The sequence below is a fragment of the Algibacter sp. TI.3.09 genome (genome assembly GCF_038154905.1).
GTDB lineage: Bacteria > Bacteroidota > Bacteroidia > Flavobacteriales > Flavobacteriaceae > Algibacter.
The window spans coordinates 1-23,022 of sequence record NZ_JBAKAN010000008.1; the positions used below are offsets into that span (position 1 = coordinate 1).

A 23,022-nucleotide genomic window follows, 5' to 3' on the forward strand; every position below is an offset into this window, starting at 1 on the left:
TAATAAGCTACTAAAACAAGCTTTTGCTATTGCAAAATCGGGTTTAATATTTGACAAGGAATATAAAAGTACGCTAGTGAAAAATTAATAAGATTTTACTTGTTTTTTAGCACAGTACTTTGTTGTGGTGTCGTTTTTTTATTTTTAATTCAGTTCCGATTTCAGGTTTTGATTTCTGTTTTTTCTTTTCAGCTTTTATTAAATACATATAAACACCATTCTTTCGTTTATCTAATTCTTTATCTACTACTATTTTCCTTTCCGATTGAGTTTTGAAAACGCTATCCACGTGCATCGATTCAATTTCGCATTCAAAATACTTTTCGGATTTATCTAAAATTAAAATTCCGTGATGAACTCTTTTTTTTACAATCCAAGTTTCGTCAGTATTTGAGTCAATTATTTGAGTATTCGGTGGAATTCCGTTTTCATAATGTTGCAATTCTGTCAAAAGTCCGAGTCCAGTAATATTGAAACATTCAAATATTTTTACAAAATTCCGTTCCATATCTTCTTTAATTTCAATCTTTTGAGTTAGTTGAGTAAATGCACCACAACGGTCTTGTGTATGGTTCAGTTTCGTTGGCTAGGACTAAGTTAGTAAACAAAAACGAACCAGAGGAAATTCCGAAGGAATTTCCAAGTAGGCGATAATCAAAGCAATTGATTATACATGTTGTTGTAGTACGTTTTTCTTTCAGTCAAATATATGTTCTTCATAGTCTTTCCACCATTTTTCTATATCAACTTTAGGATTTCTACAGATGTACAATGGTATTCCGTTTTCTTCACCAATGGCATATTTATGAGTTATCACTTTTACTAATTCTATATTCTCAAAAACATATTCTACAGATGGTTTTTCATTTCCCAAACTTATCCAAACAGTTGCCTCTTTATTATCAAAACCCCATTGCCAAAAACTTCCGTGTCTGCTAATTGGATTTGGAAGATTATACTTTTTTCCTAATATTTTCAGAGCTCCTGCCTCTCCATAATTTTCTGCCCAAAGGACACAGTTCTCTTTCTCTTTAGGTGTCAATGTTTTATAGACACTATCCACTAATTTCACTTGTTCTTCCCATCCAAACATATCGGCATAATCTCCAGTTAGCTCTATTCGCCCATTTTCTTGTTTTAAATCGGCATATTCAACATACTTTTCAATTGGTAAAATTGGTGTAAGTTCAGGAATAAAATAAATTGATGGAATTAAAACAATGGTTGCAACTACATAAATTAAAATTGGCTTTTTCTTAAGTAATGATTCTAATACGACTGAACCACTTGCAAATAAAACTGGATAAATAGCAAACACATAATAGGCTTTTGAATTTAAGAGCCACATTGTACTAAAAATAATAATAGTTGCTATTCCAATTACGCGATACTTTTTTAGTTTACCCCAAACCAAAAGTGATATTAATCCAAAAATGCTGACAATTAAAGTAAAGGGAAAGTTTAACTGTTCTATACCAAAGTCCATTGGATTTGTGTCATTTAGTTGGTTTTCGTTTAAAGCCTGTAAATGTTTTAAAAGAGGAAAGTCATTTTGCGTTTGCCAGATAATATTTGGCAGAAAAATAATTAGTGAAATAGACGCAGAAATGTACAGCCATTTATTTTTATAAATAGTTCCTTTTTCGTAGAAAAATAGACCAATAAAAAGCCCAAAAGCCCAGATTAGTATTGTGTACTTGTTCATTAAACCTAATCCTAAAGTAATTCCCAATAAAATTAGAAACTTTTTGTTCTGTGAGTTTATAAACTTGATTATGAAATAAAATCCTAATGTCCAGAATAATTGGTCGAATGCAACAGGTTGGAATAAAGTATGATTTCGGTAAAAGGGTAGAAATGCTAGGATACATATTCCAGATAGTAAAATAGCCTTTGATTTTCCGCCAAGTTCTTTTGCTATTAAACAACATAGGATTAGAATTCCAATACCTGCTAATGTTGGAAAAAACCTAACTCCTAAAAGTGAATAATCAAAAAACCAATAAGATAATTTTCCGAGAAGAGCAATAAAAGGGGGGAATTCCATAAATCCCCAATCAAAATGTTCACTTACTGATAAATGAAGTAATTCATCACGATGGAAGCCATAATTCCGATTTCCAAACCATTGAATTAATAGTTTGATAATGGATAAAACTAGAATTATTGGTAAATATTTTTTCATTGATTGATGATGATTTCAAATGTACTACAACTACGGTATAAGATTAATTCCATTCAACCTTTATTCAATTGAATTACCACATACTTTTCAATTTCTTTTTGCTTAAAGTTAAACCAAGACACTCTCAACTCTGAAGCTTCAATTAAATACTTGAAGTTCTGAAAAGGTTTTTTGTTGCGTAAGGTATGTTCTAGTTCTTGCTGCAAAGCGTTTTCAGGGAGTTGCTGTACAAATGATTCCATTATTTTAAAGGAATCGGAACCTTCTAAGGGATTGATTTTGATAAAATCATCTCCAGTGGGTGGTTTAAATTCATCATCATCGAAATCATCAAAACCATCCATAAAACTGGGAATGGCTATAATTTCTTTAGTTTTGATATTATAAAAACAGGTGCAGCCGCAGTCTAAATCTTCAGCTATATTCTTTATAATAGATTGATCTACGGCTCCCATTTTTTTAAATTTTATAAGTTTGTTTAATCTAGTTTTAAGCGCTCATCGCGATTAGCAAGTTCCCAAGCAGTGTAAAATACAAGTCTCGCACGAGTTTCTAATAAATCGTATCTAATTTTATCTGGAGTATCACTTGGTTTATGGTAATCGGCATGCGTACCATTAAAATAAAATATTACAGGAATATTGTTTTTAGCAAAGTTGTAATGATCCGATCTGTAATAGAAACGATTCGGGTCGTTTTCATCATTATAAGTGTAATCGAAATCTATTTTAGTGTATTGTTTATTTATAGATTCTGAGATTTCGTGTAATTCTTTACTCAATTTATCTGCACCAATTAAATAAAGGTAGTTCTCGTTGTTTTCGTGTTTAGGATCTACACGTCCAATCATATCAATATTTAAATTAGCTACAGTGTTTGCTAAAGGAAAAACAGGATCTTCGTCTGCATAATAACGTGAGCCATATAGTCCAATTTCTTCACCTGTAACGTGTAAAAACAGAATAGAACGCTTTGGTCCAAAACCTTTATCGGCAGCTTGTTTAAAAGCTTCAGCAATTTCCATTACGGCAACCGTTCCAGAACCATCATCATCGGCTCCGTTGTTAATATCTCCATTTTTTGAGATTCCAATATGATCTAAATGTGCCGAAACAATAATAATTTCATCTGGCTTTTCCGATCCTTTTATATAAGCTAATACATTTTCTGAAGCTTTGGTATCGCCTTTAAAAAATGAAGCAGGAATTTCTTGAAAGTAATCGCCTTCTGCAATAGGCGAAGGAATACCGTTTGCTACGTAACCTTGCTTAATAAACTCAATGGCTTTTTTTTGGCCTGGTTCGCCTGTTTTTCTACCTTCAAAATCATCAGAGGCATAGGTGTAAAGCATGTCTTTTAATTCTGCAGCTGTAATTGTTTTAGCGTAAGTTTCGGCGTTAGCAGTGGTTTTAGATTTGTTTTGAGAACTACTGCAAGCCATTAATGTAAAGGCCACTAAGCATAGTGGAAGGTGATTTTTCATAAGAGATAGAATTTATCTGCTAAGATATTACAAAATTAAAAATGAACACAGCCCAAGCTAAATAATTTAACTTGGGCTGTAGTTGTGCTTTCTATTTTAAGGAAAAGCTTAATATGAAAAGAGTTATTTGTTAGAATTCAATATCTTCTAAATCCGATTCGTCTATTTCTATGTTCTCATCAAAGCTTTCTAAATCGGCTTCGTTAATTTCTAAAGCTTCTGGTTCAACCTCCAATGCTGGAGCTTCTATTTCCAATTCTTGTGCGTCAATTTCTAATTCCGAGGTATCAAATTCTAAATCAGCATCATCAATTTCTAGATCTTCTATTTCTAAGTCTTCCAAATCGTCTAAAGCAGCTTCTTCAGATTCCATTTCTTTAGCATCAATAAACTCTGTGTTCGCAATTTCGGTTGCTGTAAAAACAGATTTATAAGTTACAATAGCTAAAGCGGCAATGGTTAAGAAAAACGAAAACTGAATGGTTTTTTTAATTTCGCCTGTTTTTTTAGATAAGTAAAAAGCGATTAAACCAAAAATAAGCGCTGCTACCGCTGGAATAATGGCTAAGTTAGAAATTGGTAATACCGAAAAAATGATTGCAAAAACAGATGCTATTACGGCGAGTATGGTGAAAATCTTTTTCATGAGTTTGTGTTTTTATTCAATAAAGGGAGTTATAAAGTTAGTCATTAAAAAAACGGGTTTAGTTTTTTAAACCAGAAGCCGATTTTATTTTTAACTCACCATTTCCAACAGGAATTTTAAACTTTCCGTAAACCGGAATTTTATTTTCATCGGCTGTTAACCATAAAAAGTTACTAGAGCCTTGTAGGCCGCTAGAGCTATCTGCACCAATAGATAGTTTGTAGCATTCCTTAGTACCAATGGCTGTAGAAATGGTTTCTTTACCCAAATAGGTTACTTTACCGTTAAATTCTTTTCTATCGAAAATAATATTTAAGCTCTTGCTACTGCCTTTGCTCATGCTAGCATAATCAAACAAACGAATATAATATAAAGCCGAAACAATATCTTTTGTCCCTTTGTTTATAGAAACTGTTTTGTTTTCTACGTAATTATTCTTTTTGGTTTGCACCGTTTTAACCGTATTGGTTTTATGGCTAAAGGTGTATTTCATGGCTTTGTAATAACCGCCTTCATTAATATCACGCTTGTATAAATAAGGTGTTAATGTTTTTGGACTTACATAACTTTCGTATAAATCTCTAATTTTAAAAAAGTTATCCCATTTGCTATAGGTTAAAGCTGTAACTTTTAAACGCATTAGTGTGGCTTTAGAAGTGTTCACTTTTGCTGTAGACATGGTAACTTGGGCGATATCGTTTAGAATACCAGACATGTTGTAAGAGGCCGTGTAAACTAATTTTTCATCTGGGGCAATGGCATTATTTTGTGCCTGTAAGGCAACCGAAAAAAATAAAGCTATAAGTAGGGTAAAACGCATCATATATGTGTTTGGTTTTATGTTATAACGTGGCATTAATCATTTATTGTGCCAAAAATACAACATGAAAAATATTCTAGAGCATTTAATTTATAAATAATTAATGGTAGTCTATGTAACAAATTAAAGAGCTCGGCGTCATATTAATACATCAATCAAAATATATCAAAACCATGAGAAACGATAAACAATTATTAGTTATTACACATTTAAGTCAGTTAATATCTTTAGTAACCGGCTTTGGTAGTTTATTGTTGCCATTAATTTTATGGCTAGCCAATAGAGGGCGAGTAAATCAAATGGATATCCATGGAAAAAGCATTATCAACTTCCAGTTAAGTCTTATTGTTTGGTTTATCATCTGCGTACCATTAATACTGTTCTTTGGCTTAGGTTTACTAGGTTTTGCAGCATTAGGACTTCTTTCAATTATTTTACCAATAGTAAATGCATTAAGAGCAAGTCGTGGTGAAAATCCAACGTATCCATTAACATTCAATATTATCTCTTAATTTTATTAGTTATTTAATTCGAGATCTTTTAAAACGTTCACTGTTTAAGTGAACGTTTTTTTTGTTTTAAGTTTTAATTATAGCTTGGTTTTACTGCTAAAAATCTATGTATGGCACAGTTTAGATGTTGCGGGTGTTAAAGTTTTATAATCTTTGAAACTTCATTTAAAATATGTTGTAAATTTCGACCGGAAATAGATGTAATGATATCTTAATGTAATCCAATTTTTAAATTTTAACAGAATTTAACTAAGGGTAATGACGTGTTTTCTGGTCATTATAGCACATGTAGTTTTTGTAGCTTAAAAATAGTACGGTATAAAACGAGGTAAATGGTTTAATATTGATGCTTTTTTGAAAGAAATACAAAAACTAGAGACTATTACATAATTAATAATAAATTTGAGGAATGAAGAACGTAATTTTATTTTTAGCACTAATATCCTTTTTATTTGGGCAAGCTCAGGTTTTAGAGCCTGTTAAATGGGAAACTTCTGTTGAAAAATTGTCTGATACCGAATATCAATTAATTTCCAAAGCAACTATAGACGATGGATGGCATTTGTATTCTCAAACGGTACCTCAAGATGGTCCCATACCAACAACGTTTACTTATGATGATAGCGAAGGACAATTCAAAATAATAGGAAATACTTTTGAAGAAGAAGGCCATACTATCGACGACCCTGTTTTTCAAATGGAAATTAAATTCTTTGAAAAAACAGCAACATTTAAGCAAAAAGTAAAAGTTGCCGAAGGTGTTTCTACAATAAATGCTTTTGTGGAATTTATGGTTTGCGACGATTCTCGTTGTTTGCCTCCAACAGAAGTCGATTTAAATTTTATAATTTCAGAAAATGCAGCTGCTAAAACCGCAGAGAACGTTCAGAATAATGCTATTAAATCTACCGAGTCTAGTTCTAAGCAAGGACTTTGGGGTATCTTTTTTATAGCTTTTCTATCAGGGTTTGCAGCCTTGTTAACGCCCTGCGTTTTCCCAATGATTCCTATGACGGTGAGTTTCTTCACTAAACAAAGTAAAAATAAGGCCGTTGGAATTAAAAACGCCATTATCTATGGTATCTGTATTATTGTAATTTACGTTTTACTTGGTACTGCCGTAACCGGTATTTTTGGTGCCGATGCTTTAAACGCATTAGCTACCAACGTATGGTTTAATATTATCTTCTTTATATTATTAGTGGTGTTTGCAACGTCGTTTTTAGGAGCGTTCGAAATTATGTTACCGAATTCTTGGGCGAATAAAGTAGATTCGCAAGCCGATCGTGGCGGACTAATAGGTATATTCTTTATGGCTTTAGCTTTAGCTATCGTGTCGTTCTCTTGTACGGGACCCATTGTTGGAACCTTGTTAGTAGAAGCAGCATCTAAAGGTGGTTTAGCGCCAATAGTTGGTATGTTCGGGTTCTCGTTAGCCATTGCATTACCTTTTGCTTTATTTGCAGCATTTCCAGGGTGGTTAAATTCTTTACCAAAATCCGGTGGTTGGTTAAACACCGTAAAAGTGGTTTTAGGGTTTTTGGAGTTGGCTTTAGCCTTTAAATTTTTATCGCAAGCCGATTTAGTAATGCAAGGTCATTTATTAGAGCGCGAAGTATTTATAGCAATTTGGATTGCCATTTTTGGAACATTAGCCTTATATCTTTTCGGAAAAATTCAATTACCACACGATTCGCCATTGCCACACATTTCAGTTGGTAGGTTGAGTTTAGGTTTAGTGGTTTTAACTTTTACTATTTACATGATTCCAGGGCTTTGGGGTGCACCATTAAATTTAATAAGTGCTTTTCCACCACCACAAGATTATAGCGAATCGCCATACGGTGTTGGCTATACAAGATCGGGTAACGGATCTGCGGCTCTTAACGATCATGGAGATTTGCCAGAAGGAGCACATTTATTAGCTCCACACGATATTTTAGCTTTTAATGATTATGATACCGGTTTGGCTTATGCTAAAAAAGTAGGGAAACCAGTAATGATAGATTTTACAGGTTGGGCTTGTGTAAATTGCCGAAAAATGGAACAAAACGTTTGGCCTAAACCAGAAGTTTTAAACATTTTAAAAAACGATGTGGTATTAATATCCTTGTATGTTGATGATAAACGTCCGTTGGAAGCTGGAGATGTGGTTGATTCAAAATTAAAACCCGGCAAAAAATTAAAGTACATTGGCCAGAAATGGAGCGAACTACAAACTATAAAATACAAAGCCAATACACAGCCTTTTTACGTGTTAATGGATCATAATGAAGACAATTTATTAGATCCGGTAAGTTATACTCCAAATGTAGAAGATTATCATAACTGGCTAGAAACAGGAATTTCAAAATTTAAAAAATAACATATGAAGAATTTTATTTACGTATTATTAATAGGTTTAGTATTTACAGCATGTAAAGAAGAAGCGCCAAAAAATTATGTTACATTTTCCGGAACAATTTCAAATCAAAATTCCGATTCTTTATTAGTAAGAAGCCGTACGGTTTCAAAAATTATTCAGGTGAAACCCGATGGAACATTCTCGGATACTTTAAAAGTAGAGCCTGGTGTGTTCTTAGTTTATGATGGAGCAGAACAAGCACGTGTATATTTAAAAAATGGTTACGATTTAAAGATGAAGTTAGATACTAAAGCTTTCGATGAAACCATTAAATTTGAAGGAACAGGAGCAGAGGCTAGTAATTATTTAGCTGAAAAAGCATTGCTTATGGAAGAGGTTTTTGATATTGAAACTTGGTTTGAGTTAGATGAAGCTGCCTTTAATGAAAAAGTAAAAGAAAGTAACAAAACGTTTAAAGATTTACTTGATAAAGCAGGAGATTTAGATTCGTTATTTGTAGTAAGTGAGCAAAACGATGCGATAAGTTTAGAAAAACAATTGCATAGCATGTATAAGCAAAAACAAGGCTTAATGAGTTTAAACGGTAAGGAGTCTCCTAAATTTGTGGATTACGAAAACTACAATGGAGGCAACACATCTTTAGACGATTTAAAAGGAAAATATGTTTATATCGATTTATGGGCAACGTGGTGTGGCCCTTGTTTAGCAGAGATTCCATCGTTAAAAGCTGTTGAAAAAGAATATCATGGTAAAAATATTGAGTTTGTAAGCATTTCTGTAGATGATGAAAAAGCACACAGCAAATGGCGTACTATGATTGAAGAAAAAGAATTAGGCGGTGTGCAGTTATTTGCTAAAGACGATCGTTCTTTTGTAACGGCTTATAATGTAACTGGTATTCCAAGGTTTATATTAATCGATCCACAAGGTAACGTTGTTAAGGCCGATGCGCCAAGACCATCGAACCCACAATTAAAAGCGCTGTTTAATTCTTTAGATATATAAATTTCTAGAGTTTAAAATATTTCAATCTAAATCATTTTAATTTTCAGCAATGGGTGTCTTAAAAAGTGTTTTCAAAACCAAAGATCAACACAGTAATTTAGAAGCATATTTTGAGCAATTTAGAAATAATGTTGTTGGTGTCGATTTGCATTTTGATTCTCCTTACGGTAAGAAAAAAATAATTTATGCCGATTGGACAGCAAGCGGACGATTATACCGACCTATTGAAGAAAAATTATTAAATGATATTGGGCCTTTTGTGGCCAACACACATACCGAAACCTCTATAGCAGGTAGCGTAATGACGCATGCTTATCACGATGCTAGAGCTATCATAAAAAAACATGTTAATGCCTCTAAAGACGATGTTTTGATTACGGTTGGAACAGGAATGACGGGTGCTATCAATAAGTTTCAGCGTATTTTAGGTATTAAATTAAACGAGAATTTAAAGGATAGTACGGAAGTTCCAGAAGAAAAACGACCAATAATTTTTGTGTCGCATATGGAGCATCATTCCAATCAAACTTCATGGTTAGAGACTATTGCTCGTGTAAAAGTAATTCCTTCTAATGCCAACGGTTTACCATGTTTAGAGGGCTTAAAGAGGTTGTTGGTAGAATATAGCCATGTTCCCGTAAAAATTGCAGCTATTACAGGCTGTTCTAATGTTACAGGTATACGAACTCCGTATTATGATGTTGCTAAAATTATGCATCAAAACAATGGGCTATGCTTTGTAGATTTTGCATGTTCGGCACCTTATGTTGATATTGATATGCATCCCGAAGATGAGGAACAATATCTAGATGCCATTACCTTTTCTCCTCATAAATTTCTGGGTGGCCCAGGAACTTCCGGAGTATTGATTTTCAATAAAAAACTTTATAAAAACTTAGTGCCAGATAATCCTGGTGGAGGAACGGTGAGTTATACTAATCCTTGGGGCGATCATGATTATATTGACGATATAGAAACGCGAGAAGATGGAGGAACTCCTGGCTTTTTGCAAACCATAAAAATTGCTTTTTCTATTCAGTTGAAGGAAAAAATGGGGGTTCAAAATATTTTGGATCGCGAGCATGAACTCAATGCTATAATTTTCGATAAACTTTCTTCTATAGAAAACCTGAAAATTCTTGCGCCAGAACATACCGATAGGCTAGGGGTGTTTTCTTTTTATATTGAAAAGGCACACTATAATTTAATTGTAAAACTTTTAAATGATCGCTTTGGTGTACAAACTAGAGGAGGTTGCTCTTGTGCCGGAACTTATGGGCATTATTTATTAAATGTAGATGAAAGCACATCAAAATCTATAGAAGTAAAAATTTTGGAAGGCTGTTTAATGGAACGTCCAGGTTGGATTAGAATGTCTATCCATCCAACCTTAACAAACGCTGAGGTTATTTTTATTTGTGATGCTATTGATCAGGTTTCGAAAAACCATGAGGCTTGGAGTAAAGATTATGATTATAACGCCATTAAAAATGAGTTTATTCATAAAGCAAATCCAAATACTGAAAAAGCAATTATCGAAAATTGGTTTTAAAATTTTAGTTATTTCAAATCAGCATCTGTTCTAAATGGATAAGCAGGTAAATTAGCACCATTAACTAAGTTTACATCTGGTTTTCCTGCGAAAGCATACCTGATAAATTCAGGATTGTTAATCCCTTTATTTTGAAGAATAACCGTTTCACCTTCTATTTTAGCGTCTGCCATTTTCCAGTTTAAAGATTCGTCTGCAATCCAAAAACCTTCAGGTGCTTTTCTATTGTTGGTTTTTAAACCTTTACTGTTTTTAAAATGAACTATTAAGCTATTGTTTTCTATTTCAACTTGATCCAAAACAGGGCCTTCTGCAACTATATTTTGATTTAATGTATGTTTAGCGGCTGAAAGTGCTAAACGTTGCCCAATAGGAAATTTATCAGTAGGATGTATATTGGTTTCACTACCTAAATCTATGGTGTTTGTAACACTTGTATTAGCTAATTCTAAAACTTTTAATTGAGATTCGCGCATCCATGCCCAAGATTCTGCAGTAGGGCTTTTAGAGTCAATATTTGGATTAGCATGTGTCCCTTTTCCATAACCAGGCAACATTACTACAGCGAAGTGCATGTTATTGTTTTGCCATGTTTTTCTGTAATTCTGAATCCAAAGTTTTAAAATATCGCCATACTCTTTCATGCCGGCAACCTTATGAAACCAATTGGCTTCGGTAACTTCTGGTACACCCGAAATATAACGTGTGTTACGCTCACCTTGATACCAAACGAGTCCACGACATGCGTAAGGCGCTAGAGGCTTCATCATAGCATTATATACCACATTAGGTTGGCGTCTCATAAAAATATCTTCTTTTATGTTCCAGCCTTTTGGTGAGTTTATAGCCTTGTTAAGTCTGTTTTGAGTTACTGTATCTTTATCAAAATCGTCCATTATGGTTTTGAAATACGGTAATTCTGCGGTCATACTTCTTGGCATCCAGGCTTCTAGAGAAGAACTTCCCCAAGACGATAAAATAATACCAACAGGCACATCACCAATACTTTCTAAAAAGTAAGCAAAACCGAAAGCAACAGCGCTACTCGGGTTGGTTACTTCCCATGTTCCGGTAACGTCATCTTGTTCTTCTAGTGATACTATATTTTTTACCTGAAAGGTTCTAATATTTTTTGTAAACGGAATAAGTGATTTTATTTCAGGAACATTATTCACATTAAACTGCATGTTAGATTGGCCTGAGCAAATCCATACTTCTCCAACTAAAATGTTAGATATAGTCACTTTAGAATCACCAGAGATTACTAAGTCTCTGGCTATTTTAGATGCTTTTAATGGATCTAGTTTTAACATCCATTTTCCGTTATTATCAGCTTTTGTTTTCTGTTTTTGGTTAGCAAAAGTCACCGTGATTTTTGAGTTAGGTTTTGCTGTACCCCAAACAGGAACTGGAATGTCGCGTTGTAAAACCATACCGTCTGAAAATAAGCTAGCAGGTTTTAACTCTTGCGAAAAGCTTATTGTAAATTGAAAAAATGCTAATAATAAAAAAGGAATAAATAGATGTTTCTTTAATTTCATAAGATGCTTAGTAAGCTATGTTTATATGATGTGTTCCGCTTTCAAGTGTTAAAAATAAAGATTTTTCTTTTACTTTTTTGTTATCTAAAGAAACCTTTTTTAAGTTTTTAGGAAGTGTGAATTCTGCCGTCATATTTTCCGGAATCGTCACGGTATAAACATCATTTTTGTTAGATTCTTGTTTGTATTCAGCTAAAATAAAACCTTGTTTGGTAGGCACTTTAATAGACGTAAAAGTTAAGCCAGCTAATTGTGGATTAATGTCAGCAACTTTAAAACCAGCTGTTTTTGGTTTAATACCCCACATGTATCTCGTAATAGCATTAAGCGGTGCAGTTCCCCAAGCGTGATTCCAATCGGCATTGGGTTTGTATTTTACATCCCAAGCTTCCAAAGTCATTGTAGAGCCTACCTGTATCATGTTCCACCAGTTTCTATCACCTTCAGTGTTTGATATTAAACTTGATGCGTATTCCGCCTCGTTATTTTTGTATAAACCTTCCAATAAATATTGAGCACCATAAACGCTACAAGCCATACCACGAGATTTTACAAACTCAGCAACTGTTGCTACGTGTTCTTCTGGTACTAAATCGAAAGCCAATGGTAACATGTTGGCGTGCAAAGCCGAGTGTGTAGAGCCTTCACCGTCGATATAATAACCTTTTTCAGCATCGAATAGTTTGCTGTTTATAGTTGCTTTTACAAGTTTGGCTTTCTTCTTATAGAATTCAGCATCTTCAGTTTTATTAAGTACGGTTGCAATTTCAGTCATTAATTTTAAATTATAATAGTAAAACGCATTTACAGCAGTATTTACATCTACAATTTCGTAACCATCGCGTTCACCTTCTGGTGTTGCAAGTTTCCAACCGGTATCTTTTTGTGCAGGTGGCCAATCTATAATATCTTTAAGCTTATCATTTGCTTTTTTGAAACCTAATTTCGACATTAAATCTTTGGTTAGGTTGGGCGATTTAGAGCTTATTAAACCATCGGCACGTTCTAAATCCATTAAAGTTTTAAGCTTTAAATTCTCGTAGTTTTGTTTAAGTGGCTCAATATCTCCTGTGTACATGTAATCGGCATGAAACATAAGTACAGTGTGTAACAACCATTCGGTTGGCCAAGTAGGATTGTCTATAAAATAAGCATTTGTGCGGCGCGCCATAGAATACTCGTTATCCACGCTATAATGACTTAGTTGATTGATATAAGCATCGGCCTCGTAAGGAATGCGCTCCCGATCTCCATCAACGTAATACCCGGTAAAGCTTGTAGCTTTTATGGTATGTTTACAAAGTTCCCAAATAGAATCCATAATAGGGTCTGATGAAGAGAAAGCGCTGGCATCATCATTAAATTTAAAATGAAGTGCTTTTTGCATGATTTCAATAGACTCAATAGGAACTTTTAGATTTTCAATTTCGCAATAACGAAACGGAATAATGGCTCCAATATCTTCTGGTAACATAATTGCAGCGCCTGTTGTATTTCTTTTATACGCTTGTATTTCTGGAGTTATAGCTTGGTTTGCTACTAATGTGTTTAACTTCGAGGATCTGTAGCGAATGTTTTTTCCGGGATCTCTATCAATATGAAATTCGCCATCTAACTTTTCACCTAAATGAATAATTAAAGAATCGTTTTGACTCACGTTTGATGTAATCTCTACATTCCCAAAAAAGGCCTTTCCGAAGTCAATAAAATAGTGAGAATCACTGATTTTAATAATCTGTTGTGGTTCGATTAAAGAGGTCTCTAAATCGAGATCCTTAGTAGAAGTTTGAGCGCCTAAGCTTGAAAAAGCCACTAGGGTAAATAGACATAATATATATTTATTCATAAAATTTAAAGCCTTTAAATTCATCTTGTTTAATAATGCTGTTGGTGTACATTGCTTCTAAGCCCATTTGAACAGAGATAGCTGTATTAGCACCGGTTTTAATATCGGAAATAGGTTTGCTGTTGTTTGTAATACTATCTTTAAAATCGATTAAAGCTTGTAAACTAGGCTCTTTATGGTCTACAGTAATAGGAATCCCTAATCCTTTTTCCCATTTTACAGTGGCGCCAGATACGCCATCTACAATACCTAATTCTTTTTTCTTACCACCTTCTGGGAAAAACCATGCTTTGGTGTAGCTTAAAATAATGGTGCCTTTATCGCCCATTACTTTTATTTGGTAACCATCTTTAGCATTGCTGGTAAGGCAAGTAAATTTAGCTTTTACACCGCTTGGGTAATTGTATATTAAATGAATATTATCGTAAGTTTCTCTACCATCTTTATAGTAATCTATACCACCGGTACCCATAACTTGGTTTGGTGTTTCACCTAAAACCCAGTTTGCGAAATCTATTTGATGCGAGCAAAGCTCGGCTACTAAACCACCAGAAAACTCGCGATACATACGCCAGTTAATTTGTTTTTCTAATTCAGGACTTGGTACAGGGCGTCTCCAGTTTCCGTGTCGGTTCCATTGGCATTCAAAAGCTGAAATTTTTCCTATTTTACCTGCTTTTATTAAATCTACAACATGGGTGTAAAGTCTAGAACTGTGGTATTGATGTCCAGTTTGAAATACGTGATTGGATTGATCGACTTTATTTACCAAATCTTGAATGCCTCCAAAACCTTTGGCCATAGTTTTCTCACAATACACATGTTTGCCAGCATCTAAAGCATCCATAGCAATTTTGGAATGTGTGCTAAATGGAGTAGAAACCAAAATAGCATCAATATCTTTGTTATCTAAAAGTTTACGATAATCGGTGTAACCCTTAGCTGTTCCTTTTGCTGCTTTTAAACCATTTTCTAATCTAAAAGGCAAGGTGTCACAGCAGCCAAGGATATTAAAATTCTTGATAGAATTAATGTTAGCCGAAAGACCAGTGCCTCGATCTCCGGTGCCAATAATCCCTATGTTTAAGGTGTCGTTTGCGTGTTTAAAATCAAATACATTGGTCATGGCTGCGGCCGAAGTAGTAACTGCAGCAGAAGCCATTGCTCCTTTGATTATAAAATCTCTTCTTTTCATTTCAATATTTTTTAAATTCCTGTTTCCACAGAAACGGTAATTTAAGCAGAAACCTCGAGACATGAATCCCGAGGTTTTATTTTTTTAATTAAACTGGTTTAATATCCCAACCTGGTTCGTAAGTTCTAGACCAAAGTTTCATAGCTTCTCTATTATAAATACGTCCGGTAGTTTCATCAACTTCAAAAGCATCATCAATTCTATGTGCAATATTTGCGTAGTGCGTTAACATCTGGCTAATAGCGCCTTGCTCTATAGGTGATGTTAATGGGGCTTTACCTCTAATAGCATCAAAAAAGTTAACCGTATGTGCTTTAGAAAGTTGTCCGCCACCACCTAGTGCGTTTCCATCTTCTATACCTGTTACTATATTGTTTTTTTGCTCTTTTCCTTTAATATCAAATAGTTTATAACCATCACGATCTATAAAAGCAGAACCGTTAGAACCGTAAACTAGTGTACCACGACCTGCTCCGTATTTGTCGTAACCATTTCTACTGCGGCCATCCCATTGGATAGAACGATTGCCAGCGAAACGAAATGTAGCTTCCATAGTATCGTACATTTCCCAACCATCATCTTTATAATGGAATTTACCAGATTTTACATCTACATGCTCTGGGTACTTAACATCTAGTGCCCAACGTGCAATATCTAGTTCGTGTGTGGCATTATTTCCCATTTCTGCAGTTCCATAATCCCAACCGTACCAATGCCAGTTGTAGTTCCACGTATCATCTGTATACTCTCTTCTTGGAGCTGGACCTTGAAATAAATCCCAGTCTAAACCTTCTGGCGGAGCCGTTTTTTTCTGATGAGGTACTGGCCCACGTTTACTTGTGTAAAAAGCAATGGCATTGTACACATCGCCAATAACACCTTCGTGAATGGCTTTTATGACTTCTTGTGATTGTGAAGACGAACGTTGTTGGTTCCCCATTTGCACAATTTTATTATATTTTTGCTGATAAGCAACAAGTAACTCACCCTCTTTTGGGTTGTGACTACAAGGCTTTTCTAAGTAAACATCTTTACCTGCTTGCATAGCCATACAAGCACCAGGTGCGTGCCAGTGATCTGGAGTGGCCATAAAAACAGCATCTACATCTTTATCATTTAAGATTTTACGGATGTCGTTTTCTAATTTAGGTGTTTTACCTAGTTTTTTAGATACTTCAATGGCTGCTTTATCACGTTGGCTTTTCATGACGTCGCATAAATAGCTCAACTCAATATTATTATTTTTATCTGCAATGGCAGACATGTATGCACCATAGCGACGACCTAAACCTTGTATCGCTACATTGATACGGTCGTTAGAACCAATGATTTTTGAATAACTTTTTGCCGACATGGCATTTATACTGTTAGAGGCCAATGTTACTCCAACGGCACCTAAAGCTGTTTTTTTTAAGAAATCTCTTCTATTAGAACTCATAATGTTTTGTTGTGGTGGTTTAAATTTAGTTGATAGGACGAATTTTTACATTTTTAAAGGATACTAAATCTCCGTGATCTTGAAGTAATATTTCTCCTTTATCTAACTCTCCAAAATTAGGCCATTTGGCATATTTACTTTCCGATACTAACTTTTTGTAGTCATCGCTTTTTCTTTCGTATTCTAAAACCTTTGTTCCGTTTAACCAATGTTCTACGTGGTTGTTTTTAGAAATAATATATGCTGTATTCCATTCGCCAATTGCGTGAATAGGTTTGTTTACGTCTGCTTGAATTAAATCGTATAAAGAACTTACGGTTCTACTACCATCATGATTGCCTAATTTAGCATCAGGATGTAAAGCATCGTCTAAAATTTGATATTCTAAACCAATTGAAGAACCTGCTCCTTTATTCATGTTAGTGTCTACATAATATTTAATACCACTGTTTGCACCAGGTGTTAATTTAAAATCTACTGTTAATTCAAAATCACCAAATTGTTCTGTGGTTACAATATCGCCACCAGCATTAGATTCGGCTCCTCCAGAAGATAATACACTTAAAACGCCATCTTCAATTTGCCAACCATTTTTAGGGAATTCTTCAAGTTTTGCACCGCGCCATCCGTTAGTAGTTTTTCCATCCCAAAGTAATTTCCATCCTTTTTTCTTTTCATCTATAGTTAGTTTGTTTTTAGTAACAATAGGTTCTAGAGAAGATTTTTTAGAATACTCACTAAGGTTATCAGTTAATATTTTAATGTTTTTCCAAACAATTTCTGTGCCTTCCTTTTTATCAGCATGAATTCCATGTACTTGTAAGCAAATAAATCCGCTTGCTGTTTTATCATCTATTAAATAAGATGCAGGAACATCGTTTATCCATGTTTTTAAAGTATCACCAATAGCTTCAATACGGTAGTGATTCCAGTCGTTTTGTTTGAAAGCTTTTTGAGCTTCAGGGTTGTTTTCCATAGTGTTTAACCAGCCACGACGAGACTCGTCGTAAATACCAGCACTCCAAGCTCTTTTAGATGGGTCGATTTCAACTTGATAACCGTGAACACGTCCGTCTCTATAAGTAGGTATGCTATTACTTCTAATTTGAATACCCGAATTCATTGTAGAATCTACTTTGTAATCTAATTCTAGAATAAAATCTCCATACATTTTATCTGAAGTTAAAAAAGAATTTGGTGTGTTGTGTACCGTAGTTCCAACAATAGATTGGTCCCGAACGGTGTATACTGCTGTACCTCCTAATTGATGCCATCCATTAAGGGTTTCTCCATCAAATAAGGGTTGCCAAGGTGTGGTGTCTGTTGGCGTTTCTTTACAACTAAATAATACAGATACTATAGCAACAAGAAATACTTTGCTATAAAAAAGGGTCTTTTTCATTTTAATTAAGCTTGGTTATTATTCTACTAAGATACCTTTTTTTCATTAATGTTAAATGGACACTTTATTCAGTCTAATGGACGTATTAATCATATTAAAACATGTTTTGTCTCCCGTATATATTGGGATTTTTAAGTTTTAACTTCTTTTTTATTTGATGATTGTATCCATAATTTGGATCAATAAGTCCATCTATTAACAAATGTTTAACTATAAATTAGCGGTATAACTAATACTAAATAATAATATGGAAAAACTAAAACTCTTATTAGTAACCTTATTGATAGGTTATGCGAGTGCCTCTTGGTCGCAATCAAAAGTGTCAGGCGTAGTAACCGATGGTCAAAATGTGCCTATTCCGGGAGTGAACGTCATTATAAAAGGAACATCGAATGGAGCCGCCACAGATTTCGATGGGAATTATCAACTTAATGCGAAAAGTGGAGATGTAATTACTTTCTCTTTTATAGGGTTTGTAACTAAAGAACTTACATATAAAGGACAAGGAACATTAAATGTGAAGTTAGAAGAAGACGCCGCTCAACTTGATGAAGTAGTTGTTATTGGGTATGGTTCTGTGAAACGTACCGATTTAACAGGTGCGGTTGAGTCTTTAGATACTAAAGCGCTTACAGAACAAAAGAAAACAGATATTGGTCAGGCCATGCAAGGTAGAATTGCGGGTGTAGATGTTAGAACTTTAAGTAACAAGCCTGGAGCTCCATTATCTATTGATATTAGAGGGAATACGGTAATTAAAAATACCGATGGGGGTCGTGATGGTGTTAGTGATAGTGCTGCAGACGATTTATCTAAGCCTTTATATGTAGTAGATGGTATCTTTTTCGATGATATCAATATTTTAAATCCTGCCGATATTCAACAAATGGATGTTTTAAAGGATGCTTCTGCAACAGCAATATATGGTGCAAGAGGTGCTAATGGTGTTGTGATTATTACAACTAAAAACGGTATTGAAGGAAAAACAGTATTTACTTACGAGGCTACTTTAGGTGTTCGTTCTGCAACTAATGTACCTGATATGTATAATGGTGATGAGTATGTAGATTTTGTTGATAAAGCATTAAGAAGTACTGCTTGGAAAGGTCTTTTTCAAAATGGAAATGTTCCTACAGTAGAAGATTATAATAATGTTGCTGTAGATTTAAGTAGAGAATTAAGAACTACCAATGAAGAAGCAAGTAATGCTGCAAATGGTAGATATACAGATTGGGCTGGAGATTACCGTCATGCGGGAATACAAACAAGTCATAATTTAGGTATGTCTGGTGGTGAAAATGGTTTAACTTATAGTGGTTCTATAGGATATTTAAGTGATGAAGGTGTTGTAGGTATAGAAGGTTACGATCGTTACAACTTAAGTGCGTCTATAACTAAAAAAGTATCTGATCAATTTACAGCAGGTGTAAAAGCATATTTAGCTTTATCTGAAAGAGAAGAAGGAAGTAGAGAATTATTTAGAAGTACATTGCGTTTAGCGCCAACAGTTAATTCTTTCGATCCTGATGGAAATGTAATTTTGTTTCCAGACGATCAAGATGGACGTTTTACCAATCCTTATTACGATGCGCAAGGTGCTTGGAAAACGAATACGAAGTCTTTAGATGTAATTGCTAATGTATTTTTAAATTACGCACCAACAGAATGGTTAAGTTTTAAAACACAATTTGCTCCAAATATTAAGAATACTAGATTTGGTGAATATAGAGGTCTGTATACAAAAGCTGCAAGAAATGAACCAGCTAGAATACAATCTCATTATGATTCTTCTTTTAAAACATCTTATACATGGGATAATATTGTAAATTTTGATTTCGACATAACAGAAACTCAAAACTTAAAAGCAACATTAATTTCTTCTGTATACTACAATCAATTAGAGTGGAGTAATATTGAAACACGAGATTTTGATACCGATTCTTACTCATTTTATAATACAGCAGCAGGATTAGATGTTAGAGATTACGATACTAACTATAGAAAAGAAACTTTATCATCATTTGCAGGTCGTTTAAATTATAGCATTGCTGACAAGTATTTATTTACTTTCACGGGACGTTATGATGGGTCTTCAAAATTAGCAGTTAACAATAAATGGGCATTTTTCCCATCGGCAGCATTTGCATGGAAAGCGAGTGATGAAGATTTTTTACAAGACGTAGATTGGTTAAGTAATTTAAAAATGCGTTTAAGTTATGGTGAATCTGGTAATGATAGTCCAGTTAGTTCGTATAGCTCATTAGCCTTTTTATCTGGCTCAGATTATGTGTTTGGAGATACGCATACCAATGGTGTTGGCGTAGCAGGTTTACCTAACTATGAATTAACATGGGAGCGTTCTAAAGAGGTGAATATAGGTTTAAATTTTGGTGTTCTACAAAACAGAATAACTTTAGGTTTAGAATTATATAGAAAGAAAACGATAGATGCTATCTTGGATAAAACATTGTCTAACATAACAGGATATTCAACTGCAACAGGGAATTATGGTTCAGTAGAAAATAAAGGTATCGAGATTACTTTAAACACTGTGAATGTGAAAACAGAAGATTTTAAATGGTCTACAAGTATCAATTTTGCAAAAAATAAAAACCAGATTCTTGAGTTAGATGGTGATCTAGATAAAGAAACTTACGGAACACATGGTGTGTTAGAAGTAGGGCAACCTGTAGATGCTATTTATAGCTACCAAGTAGATGGTATTTGGCAATTAGACGAAGCAGCAGCAGCTGCCGTTTATGGTGCTTTTCCTGGTCAATATAGATATAGAGATGTTGATAATAGCGGTACTATTGGTGCTGAAGATAAAATGGTTTTAGGTCAAGTATCTCCAGACTGGATTGGAGGTATGACGAACACCTTTACTTATAAAAACTTAGACTTATCTGTACAGGTTTATACAAGACAAGGTTCTTTCGGTCACTCAGAGTTTTACTCTCACTTTGCACCGTATAATGGTGATGATGCTACATTTAACAAAATAAAATTAGATTATTGGACTCCTAATAATACAGATGCTAAGTATCCTGCACCAGAATATGGTCACCCAGGAGAATGGTATTACGAAGATTTAAGTTTTGTTAAAATCGGTAATATCGGTTTAGGCTATCAGTTTACTGATGATGTTTTAGAAAAATTAAGAATGTCTAGTTTAAGATTAACTTTAGATATACAAAACCCATTTGTATTCACAGATTATAAAGGTCCAGATCCTGAAACAGGATTACAGAATTCTTATAATTCAGGTTATTTAACAAAAACGATATTATTCGGACTTAAGTTATCTTACTAATTTAAAATTTTATTAAAGATGAAAACAATAAAAAATATAAAATACTTTGCACTTGTATTAGGTGGATCGCTTTTGCTTAGTGGTTGTAACGACTTTATAGAAGAAGATATATACACACAAATAACAAGTGAGAACTTTATTGATGAAAGTACAGCAGATCAATTTATAGTAGGGCTTTATACTTCTACAAGATCAGTTTATCAAAATTATGGTTATAAATTTGAAGGAACCGATATTTTTACAACTCAAGGAGAAATTTTTTCGACTTCAAGTACCAATGATTATGTTGGTTTTAACGCGCCGCAAACAAATGGTGTTTGGAGTGCAAACTACGATGTGATTTCTAAAGCTAATACGGCTATTAATCGATATGAAACTCAAATAAATTGGAGTGATGCTAAATTAGGTGAAAAAGCTTATGGTATAGCTCAAGCAAGAGCTTTAAGAGCGTTAGCCTTCTTTAATTTGGCGCAACAATATGGTGGAGTTGTTTTAGATTTAGATGAGCCACAAAGTATTCGTAACAATTATACAAGATCGACAGAGCAAGAAACTTACACTTTAATCATTGAAGAGTTAGAAGCTTCAATACCAGATTTACTTGATAGCCCAGAGACAGGACGTTTTTCTAAAAGAGCGGCACAACATGTTTTATCAGAAGTATATTTAACGCGTGCATATTCAGATTTTAGTGAAAGCACAGATTTTCAAACAGCTGCCGATTTAGCAGTTGCAGCTATTGGTTCTTACGATATTAGAAGTCAGTCTTTTGAAGATGTGTTTGCTTATGATAATCAAGTAAATGATGAGATCCTTTTTGCAGGACAATGGAGTGATACAGGTATTTCAGAAGATAGTAATAATAACAAGCATTCTCTTTTTATGTATCAAGTGTTCGATTTGCCAGGAGTAAGTCGTGCAAATCCTTATGGTACAAAGGGTAACAGTTTAATGCCAACACCATATTTTTATTCTTTATTTGAGGATAATGATAGTAGAGAAAATGTAACAATCCATAGAACTATTATGGCCGATGAGGCAAGTGGACTTGCAGATGACATTATTAATCCTGGTGATACTTTAGTTTATTTTCCAAAAAACACGCTAGATATAGACGAGCTTAAAGATCGTTTAGACCGTTACTGGGTATATCAACCAGATCAGTATTTATTTGGAGTTCCTGCAGATATTGATGGTGTAAACTATAAGTATTCTTTAAATCCTTCATTTATCAATTTCCCAATCATGAAAAAGTTTGATGATGAAATTTTTGCAGCAGAAACTAGTGGAGCTAGAGATACATTCATTTTTAGAATTGCAGAAACACATCTTATAGCAGCCGAAGCCTTTTTAGGTGCCGGAAATACAACGCAAGCTTTATTTCATTTAAATAGGGTAAGGGAGCGTGCTACAGGTGTTGCAGACCATTACACAACAGTAGATTTAGATAATATTTTAGTAGAGCGCGCTTTAGAATTAATTGGTGAGTCTAATAGATGGGCAGTACTAAAACGTATGGGTAAATTAGAAGAGAAACTTGCTAATAACCCGCATTATTTTAATCACGGAACTTTCGATGCTTCAAAACATTTATTACGTCCAATTCCAATTAAGGAAATAGAGATTTCTCCAGAAACAATGACTCAAAACCCAAATTATTAATTAATAGCAAATTAAAAGATTTAGTTGTTTTAAGTTAGTTTATATAGGCAGGCGAGA

General features: G+C 34.1%; 17 protein-coding genes. 6 read left to right on the top strand and 11 right to left on the bottom strand.

The window, feature by feature from the left end; translation table 11 throughout:
• Positions 1–106: 106 nt before the first annotated feature.
• The 6 genes from V6246_RS17200 to V6246_RS17225 form a co-directional block, all read right to left on the bottom strand.
• Positions 107–508 carry a hypothetical protein gene (locus tag V6246_RS17200; protein ID WP_341561698.1) on the bottom strand — a complete coding sequence of 134 codons (402 nt, stop codon included), beginning with the start codon at positions 506–508 and terminating at the stop codon, positions 107–109.
• Between the two features lie 189 nt (positions 509–697).
• A complete protein-coding gene (locus V6246_RS17205; RefSeq protein ID WP_341561699.1) occupies positions 698–2,185 on the bottom strand; it encodes an ArnT family glycosyltransferase in 1,488 nt (495 codons plus the stop codon).
• A 53-nt stretch (positions 2,186–2,238) separates the two neighbouring features.
• Complete coding sequence (locus V6246_RS17210) at positions 2,239–2,640, bottom strand: UPF0158 family protein (protein WP_341561700.1); 402 nt, start codon at positions 2,638–2,640, stop codon at positions 2,239–2,241.
• A 23-nt stretch (positions 2,641–2,663) separates the two neighbouring features.
• Positions 2,664–3,668, bottom strand: a complete 1,005-nt coding sequence (locus V6246_RS17215; RefSeq protein WP_445819005.1) for a M28 family metallopeptidase — start codon at positions 3,666–3,668, stop codon at positions 2,664–2,666.
• A gap of 130 nt (positions 3,669–3,798) precedes the next feature.
• The gene (locus V6246_RS17220; RefSeq protein ID WP_193744003.1) at positions 3,799–4,314 is read right to left on the bottom strand and encodes a hypothetical protein; all 516 of its coding nucleotides are present in this window, start codon (positions 4,312–4,314) and stop codon (positions 3,799–3,801) included.
• Positions 4,315–4,372: 58 nt separating this feature from the next.
• On the bottom strand, positions 4,373–5,137 hold the full coding sequence (locus V6246_RS17225; RefSeq protein ID WP_341561701.1) for a DUF3108 domain-containing protein: 765 nt from the start codon (positions 5,135–5,137) through the stop codon (positions 4,373–4,375).
• A gap of 170 nt (positions 5,138–5,307) precedes the next feature.
• Here V6246_RS17225 and V6246_RS17230 point away from each other — a divergent pair, with 170 nt between their 5' ends.
• The 4 genes from V6246_RS17230 to V6246_RS17245 all read left to right on the top strand — a co-directional run bounded on the left by V6246_RS17230 (position 5,308) and on the right by V6246_RS17245 (position 10,568).
• Positions 5,308–5,646 (top strand): DUF4870 domain-containing protein, encoded by a 339-nt coding sequence (locus tag V6246_RS17230; protein WP_341561702.1) that lies wholly within the window; start codon positions 5,308–5,310, stop codon positions 5,644–5,646.
• Between the two features lie 409 nt (positions 5,647–6,055).
• Positions 6,056–8,011, top strand: coding sequence for a protein-disulfide reductase DsbD family protein (locus V6246_RS17235; RefSeq protein ID WP_341561703.1), 1,956 nt, complete (start codon positions 6,056–6,058; stop codon positions 8,009–8,011).
• A 3-nt stretch (positions 8,012–8,014) separates the two neighbouring features.
• A complete protein-coding gene (locus V6246_RS17240) occupies positions 8,015–9,016 on the top strand; it encodes a TlpA family protein disulfide reductase (protein ID WP_341561704.1) in 1,002 nt (333 codons plus the stop codon).
• Positions 9,017–9,065: 49 nt separating this feature from the next.
• The gene (locus V6246_RS17245) at positions 9,066–10,568 is read left to right on the top strand and encodes an aminotransferase class V-fold PLP-dependent enzyme (RefSeq protein ID WP_341561705.1); all 1,503 of its coding nucleotides are present in this window, start codon (positions 9,066–9,068) and stop codon (positions 10,566–10,568) included.
• 8 nt (positions 10,569–10,576) lie between these two features.
• On the opposite strand, the gene V6246_RS17250 is transcribed toward V6246_RS17245, so the two are convergent.
• The 5 genes from V6246_RS17250 to V6246_RS17270 all read right to left on the bottom strand — a co-directional run bounded on the left by V6246_RS17250 (position 10,577) and on the right by V6246_RS17270 (position 17,990).
• Positions 10,577–12,109, bottom strand: a complete 1,533-nt coding sequence (locus V6246_RS17250; RefSeq protein WP_341561706.1) for a hypothetical protein — start codon at positions 12,107–12,109, stop codon at positions 10,577–10,579.
• A 7-nt stretch (positions 12,110–12,116) separates the two neighbouring features.
• Positions 12,117–13,955 carry an alpha-L-rhamnosidase-related protein gene (locus V6246_RS17255; protein WP_341561707.1) on the bottom strand — a complete coding sequence of 613 codons (1,839 nt, stop codon included), beginning with the start codon at positions 13,953–13,955 and terminating at the stop codon, positions 12,117–12,119.
• Positions 13,948–15,150 carry a Gfo/Idh/MocA family protein gene (locus V6246_RS17260; protein WP_341561708.1) on the bottom strand — a complete coding sequence of 401 codons (1,203 nt, stop codon included), beginning with the start codon at positions 15,148–15,150 and terminating at the stop codon, positions 13,948–13,950. The genes V6246_RS17255 and V6246_RS17260 overlap by 8 nt, the downstream gene beginning before the upstream one ends.
• 88 nt (positions 15,151–15,238) lie before the next feature.
• Positions 15,239–16,588 (bottom strand): Gfo/Idh/MocA family protein, encoded by a 1,350-nt coding sequence (locus V6246_RS17265; protein ID WP_133968731.1) that lies wholly within the window; start codon positions 16,586–16,588, stop codon positions 15,239–15,241.
• Between the two features lie 25 nt (positions 16,589–16,613).
• Positions 16,614–17,990, bottom strand: coding sequence for a 3-keto-disaccharide hydrolase (locus V6246_RS17270; RefSeq protein ID WP_341561709.1), 1,377 nt, complete (start codon positions 17,988–17,990; stop codon positions 16,614–16,616).
• A gap of 247 nt (positions 17,991–18,237) precedes the next feature.
• Here V6246_RS17270 and V6246_RS17275 point away from each other — a divergent pair, with 247 nt between their 5' ends.
• Both V6246_RS17275 and V6246_RS17280 read left to right on the top strand, forming a co-directional pair.
• Positions 18,238–21,303: a SusC/RagA family TonB-linked outer membrane protein gene (locus V6246_RS17275; protein ID WP_341561710.1), complete on the top strand. Its 3,066-nt coding sequence runs from the start codon at positions 18,238–18,240 to the stop codon at positions 21,301–21,303.
• 18 nt (positions 21,304–21,321) lie between these two features.
• Positions 21,322–22,965, top strand: a complete 1,644-nt coding sequence (locus V6246_RS17280; protein ID WP_341561711.1) for a RagB/SusD family nutrient uptake outer membrane protein — start codon at positions 21,322–21,324, stop codon at positions 22,963–22,965.
• Positions 22,966–23,022: the final 57 nt, after the last annotated feature.

What these genes read in the sequence shown, in the direction of transcription:
- V6246_RS17230 (WP_341561702.1), top strand. Translation starts at nt 5,308, where the DNA reads ATGAGAAACGATAAACAATTATTAGTTATTACACATTTAAGTCAGTTA.
- V6246_RS17245 (WP_341561705.1), top strand. Translation starts at nt 9,066, where the DNA reads ATGGGTGTCTTAAAAAGTGTTTTCAAAACCAAAGATCAACACAGTAAT.
- V6246_RS17250 (WP_341561706.1), bottom strand. Translation starts at nt 12,109, where the DNA reads ATGAAATTAAAGAAACATCTATTTATTCCTTTTTTATTATTAGCATTT.
- V6246_RS17280 (WP_341561711.1), top strand. Translation starts at nt 21,322, where the DNA reads ATGAAAACAATAAAAAATATAAAATACTTTGCACTTGTATTAGGTGGA.
- V6246_RS17225 (WP_341561701.1), bottom strand. Translation starts at nt 5,137, where the DNA reads ATGATGCGTTTTACCCTACTTATAGCTTTATTTTTTTCGGTTGCCTTA.
- V6246_RS17240 (WP_341561704.1), top strand. Translation starts at nt 8,015, where the DNA reads ATGAAGAATTTTATTTACGTATTATTAATAGGTTTAGTATTTACAGCA.
- V6246_RS17215 (WP_445819005.1), bottom strand. Translation starts at nt 3,668, where the DNA reads ATGAAAAATCACCTTCCACTATGCTTAGTGGCCTTTACATTAATGGCT.
- V6246_RS17275 (WP_341561710.1), top strand. Translation starts at nt 18,238, where the DNA reads ATGGAAAAACTAAAACTCTTATTAGTAACCTTATTGATAGGTTATGCG.
- V6246_RS17270 (WP_341561709.1), bottom strand. Translation starts at nt 17,990, where the DNA reads ATGAAAAAGACCCTTTTTTATAGCAAAGTATTTCTTGTTGCTATAGTA.
- V6246_RS17200 (WP_341561698.1), bottom strand. Translation starts at nt 508, where the DNA reads ATGGAACGGAATTTTGTAAAAATATTTGAATGTTTCAATATTACTGGA.
- V6246_RS17205 (WP_341561699.1), bottom strand. Translation starts at nt 2,185, where the DNA reads ATGAAAAAATATTTACCAATAATTCTAGTTTTATCCATTATCAAACTA.
- V6246_RS17265 (WP_133968731.1), bottom strand. Translation starts at nt 16,588, where the DNA reads ATGAGTTCTAATAGAAGAGATTTCTTAAAAAAAACAGCTTTAGGTGCC.
- V6246_RS17210 (WP_341561700.1), bottom strand. Translation starts at nt 2,640, where the DNA reads ATGGGAGCCGTAGATCAATCTATTATAAAGAATATAGCTGAAGATTTA.
- V6246_RS17255 (WP_341561707.1), bottom strand. Translation starts at nt 13,955, where the DNA reads ATGAATAAATATATATTATGTCTATTTACCCTAGTGGCTTTTTCAAGC.
- V6246_RS17260 (WP_341561708.1), bottom strand. Translation starts at nt 15,150, where the DNA reads ATGAAAAGAAGAGATTTTATAATCAAAGGAGCAATGGCTTCTGCTGCA.
- V6246_RS17235 (WP_341561703.1), top strand. Translation starts at nt 6,056, where the DNA reads ATGAAGAACGTAATTTTATTTTTAGCACTAATATCCTTTTTATTTGGG.
- V6246_RS17220 (WP_193744003.1), bottom strand. Translation starts at nt 4,314, where the DNA reads ATGAAAAAGATTTTCACCATACTCGCCGTAATAGCATCTGTTTTTGCA.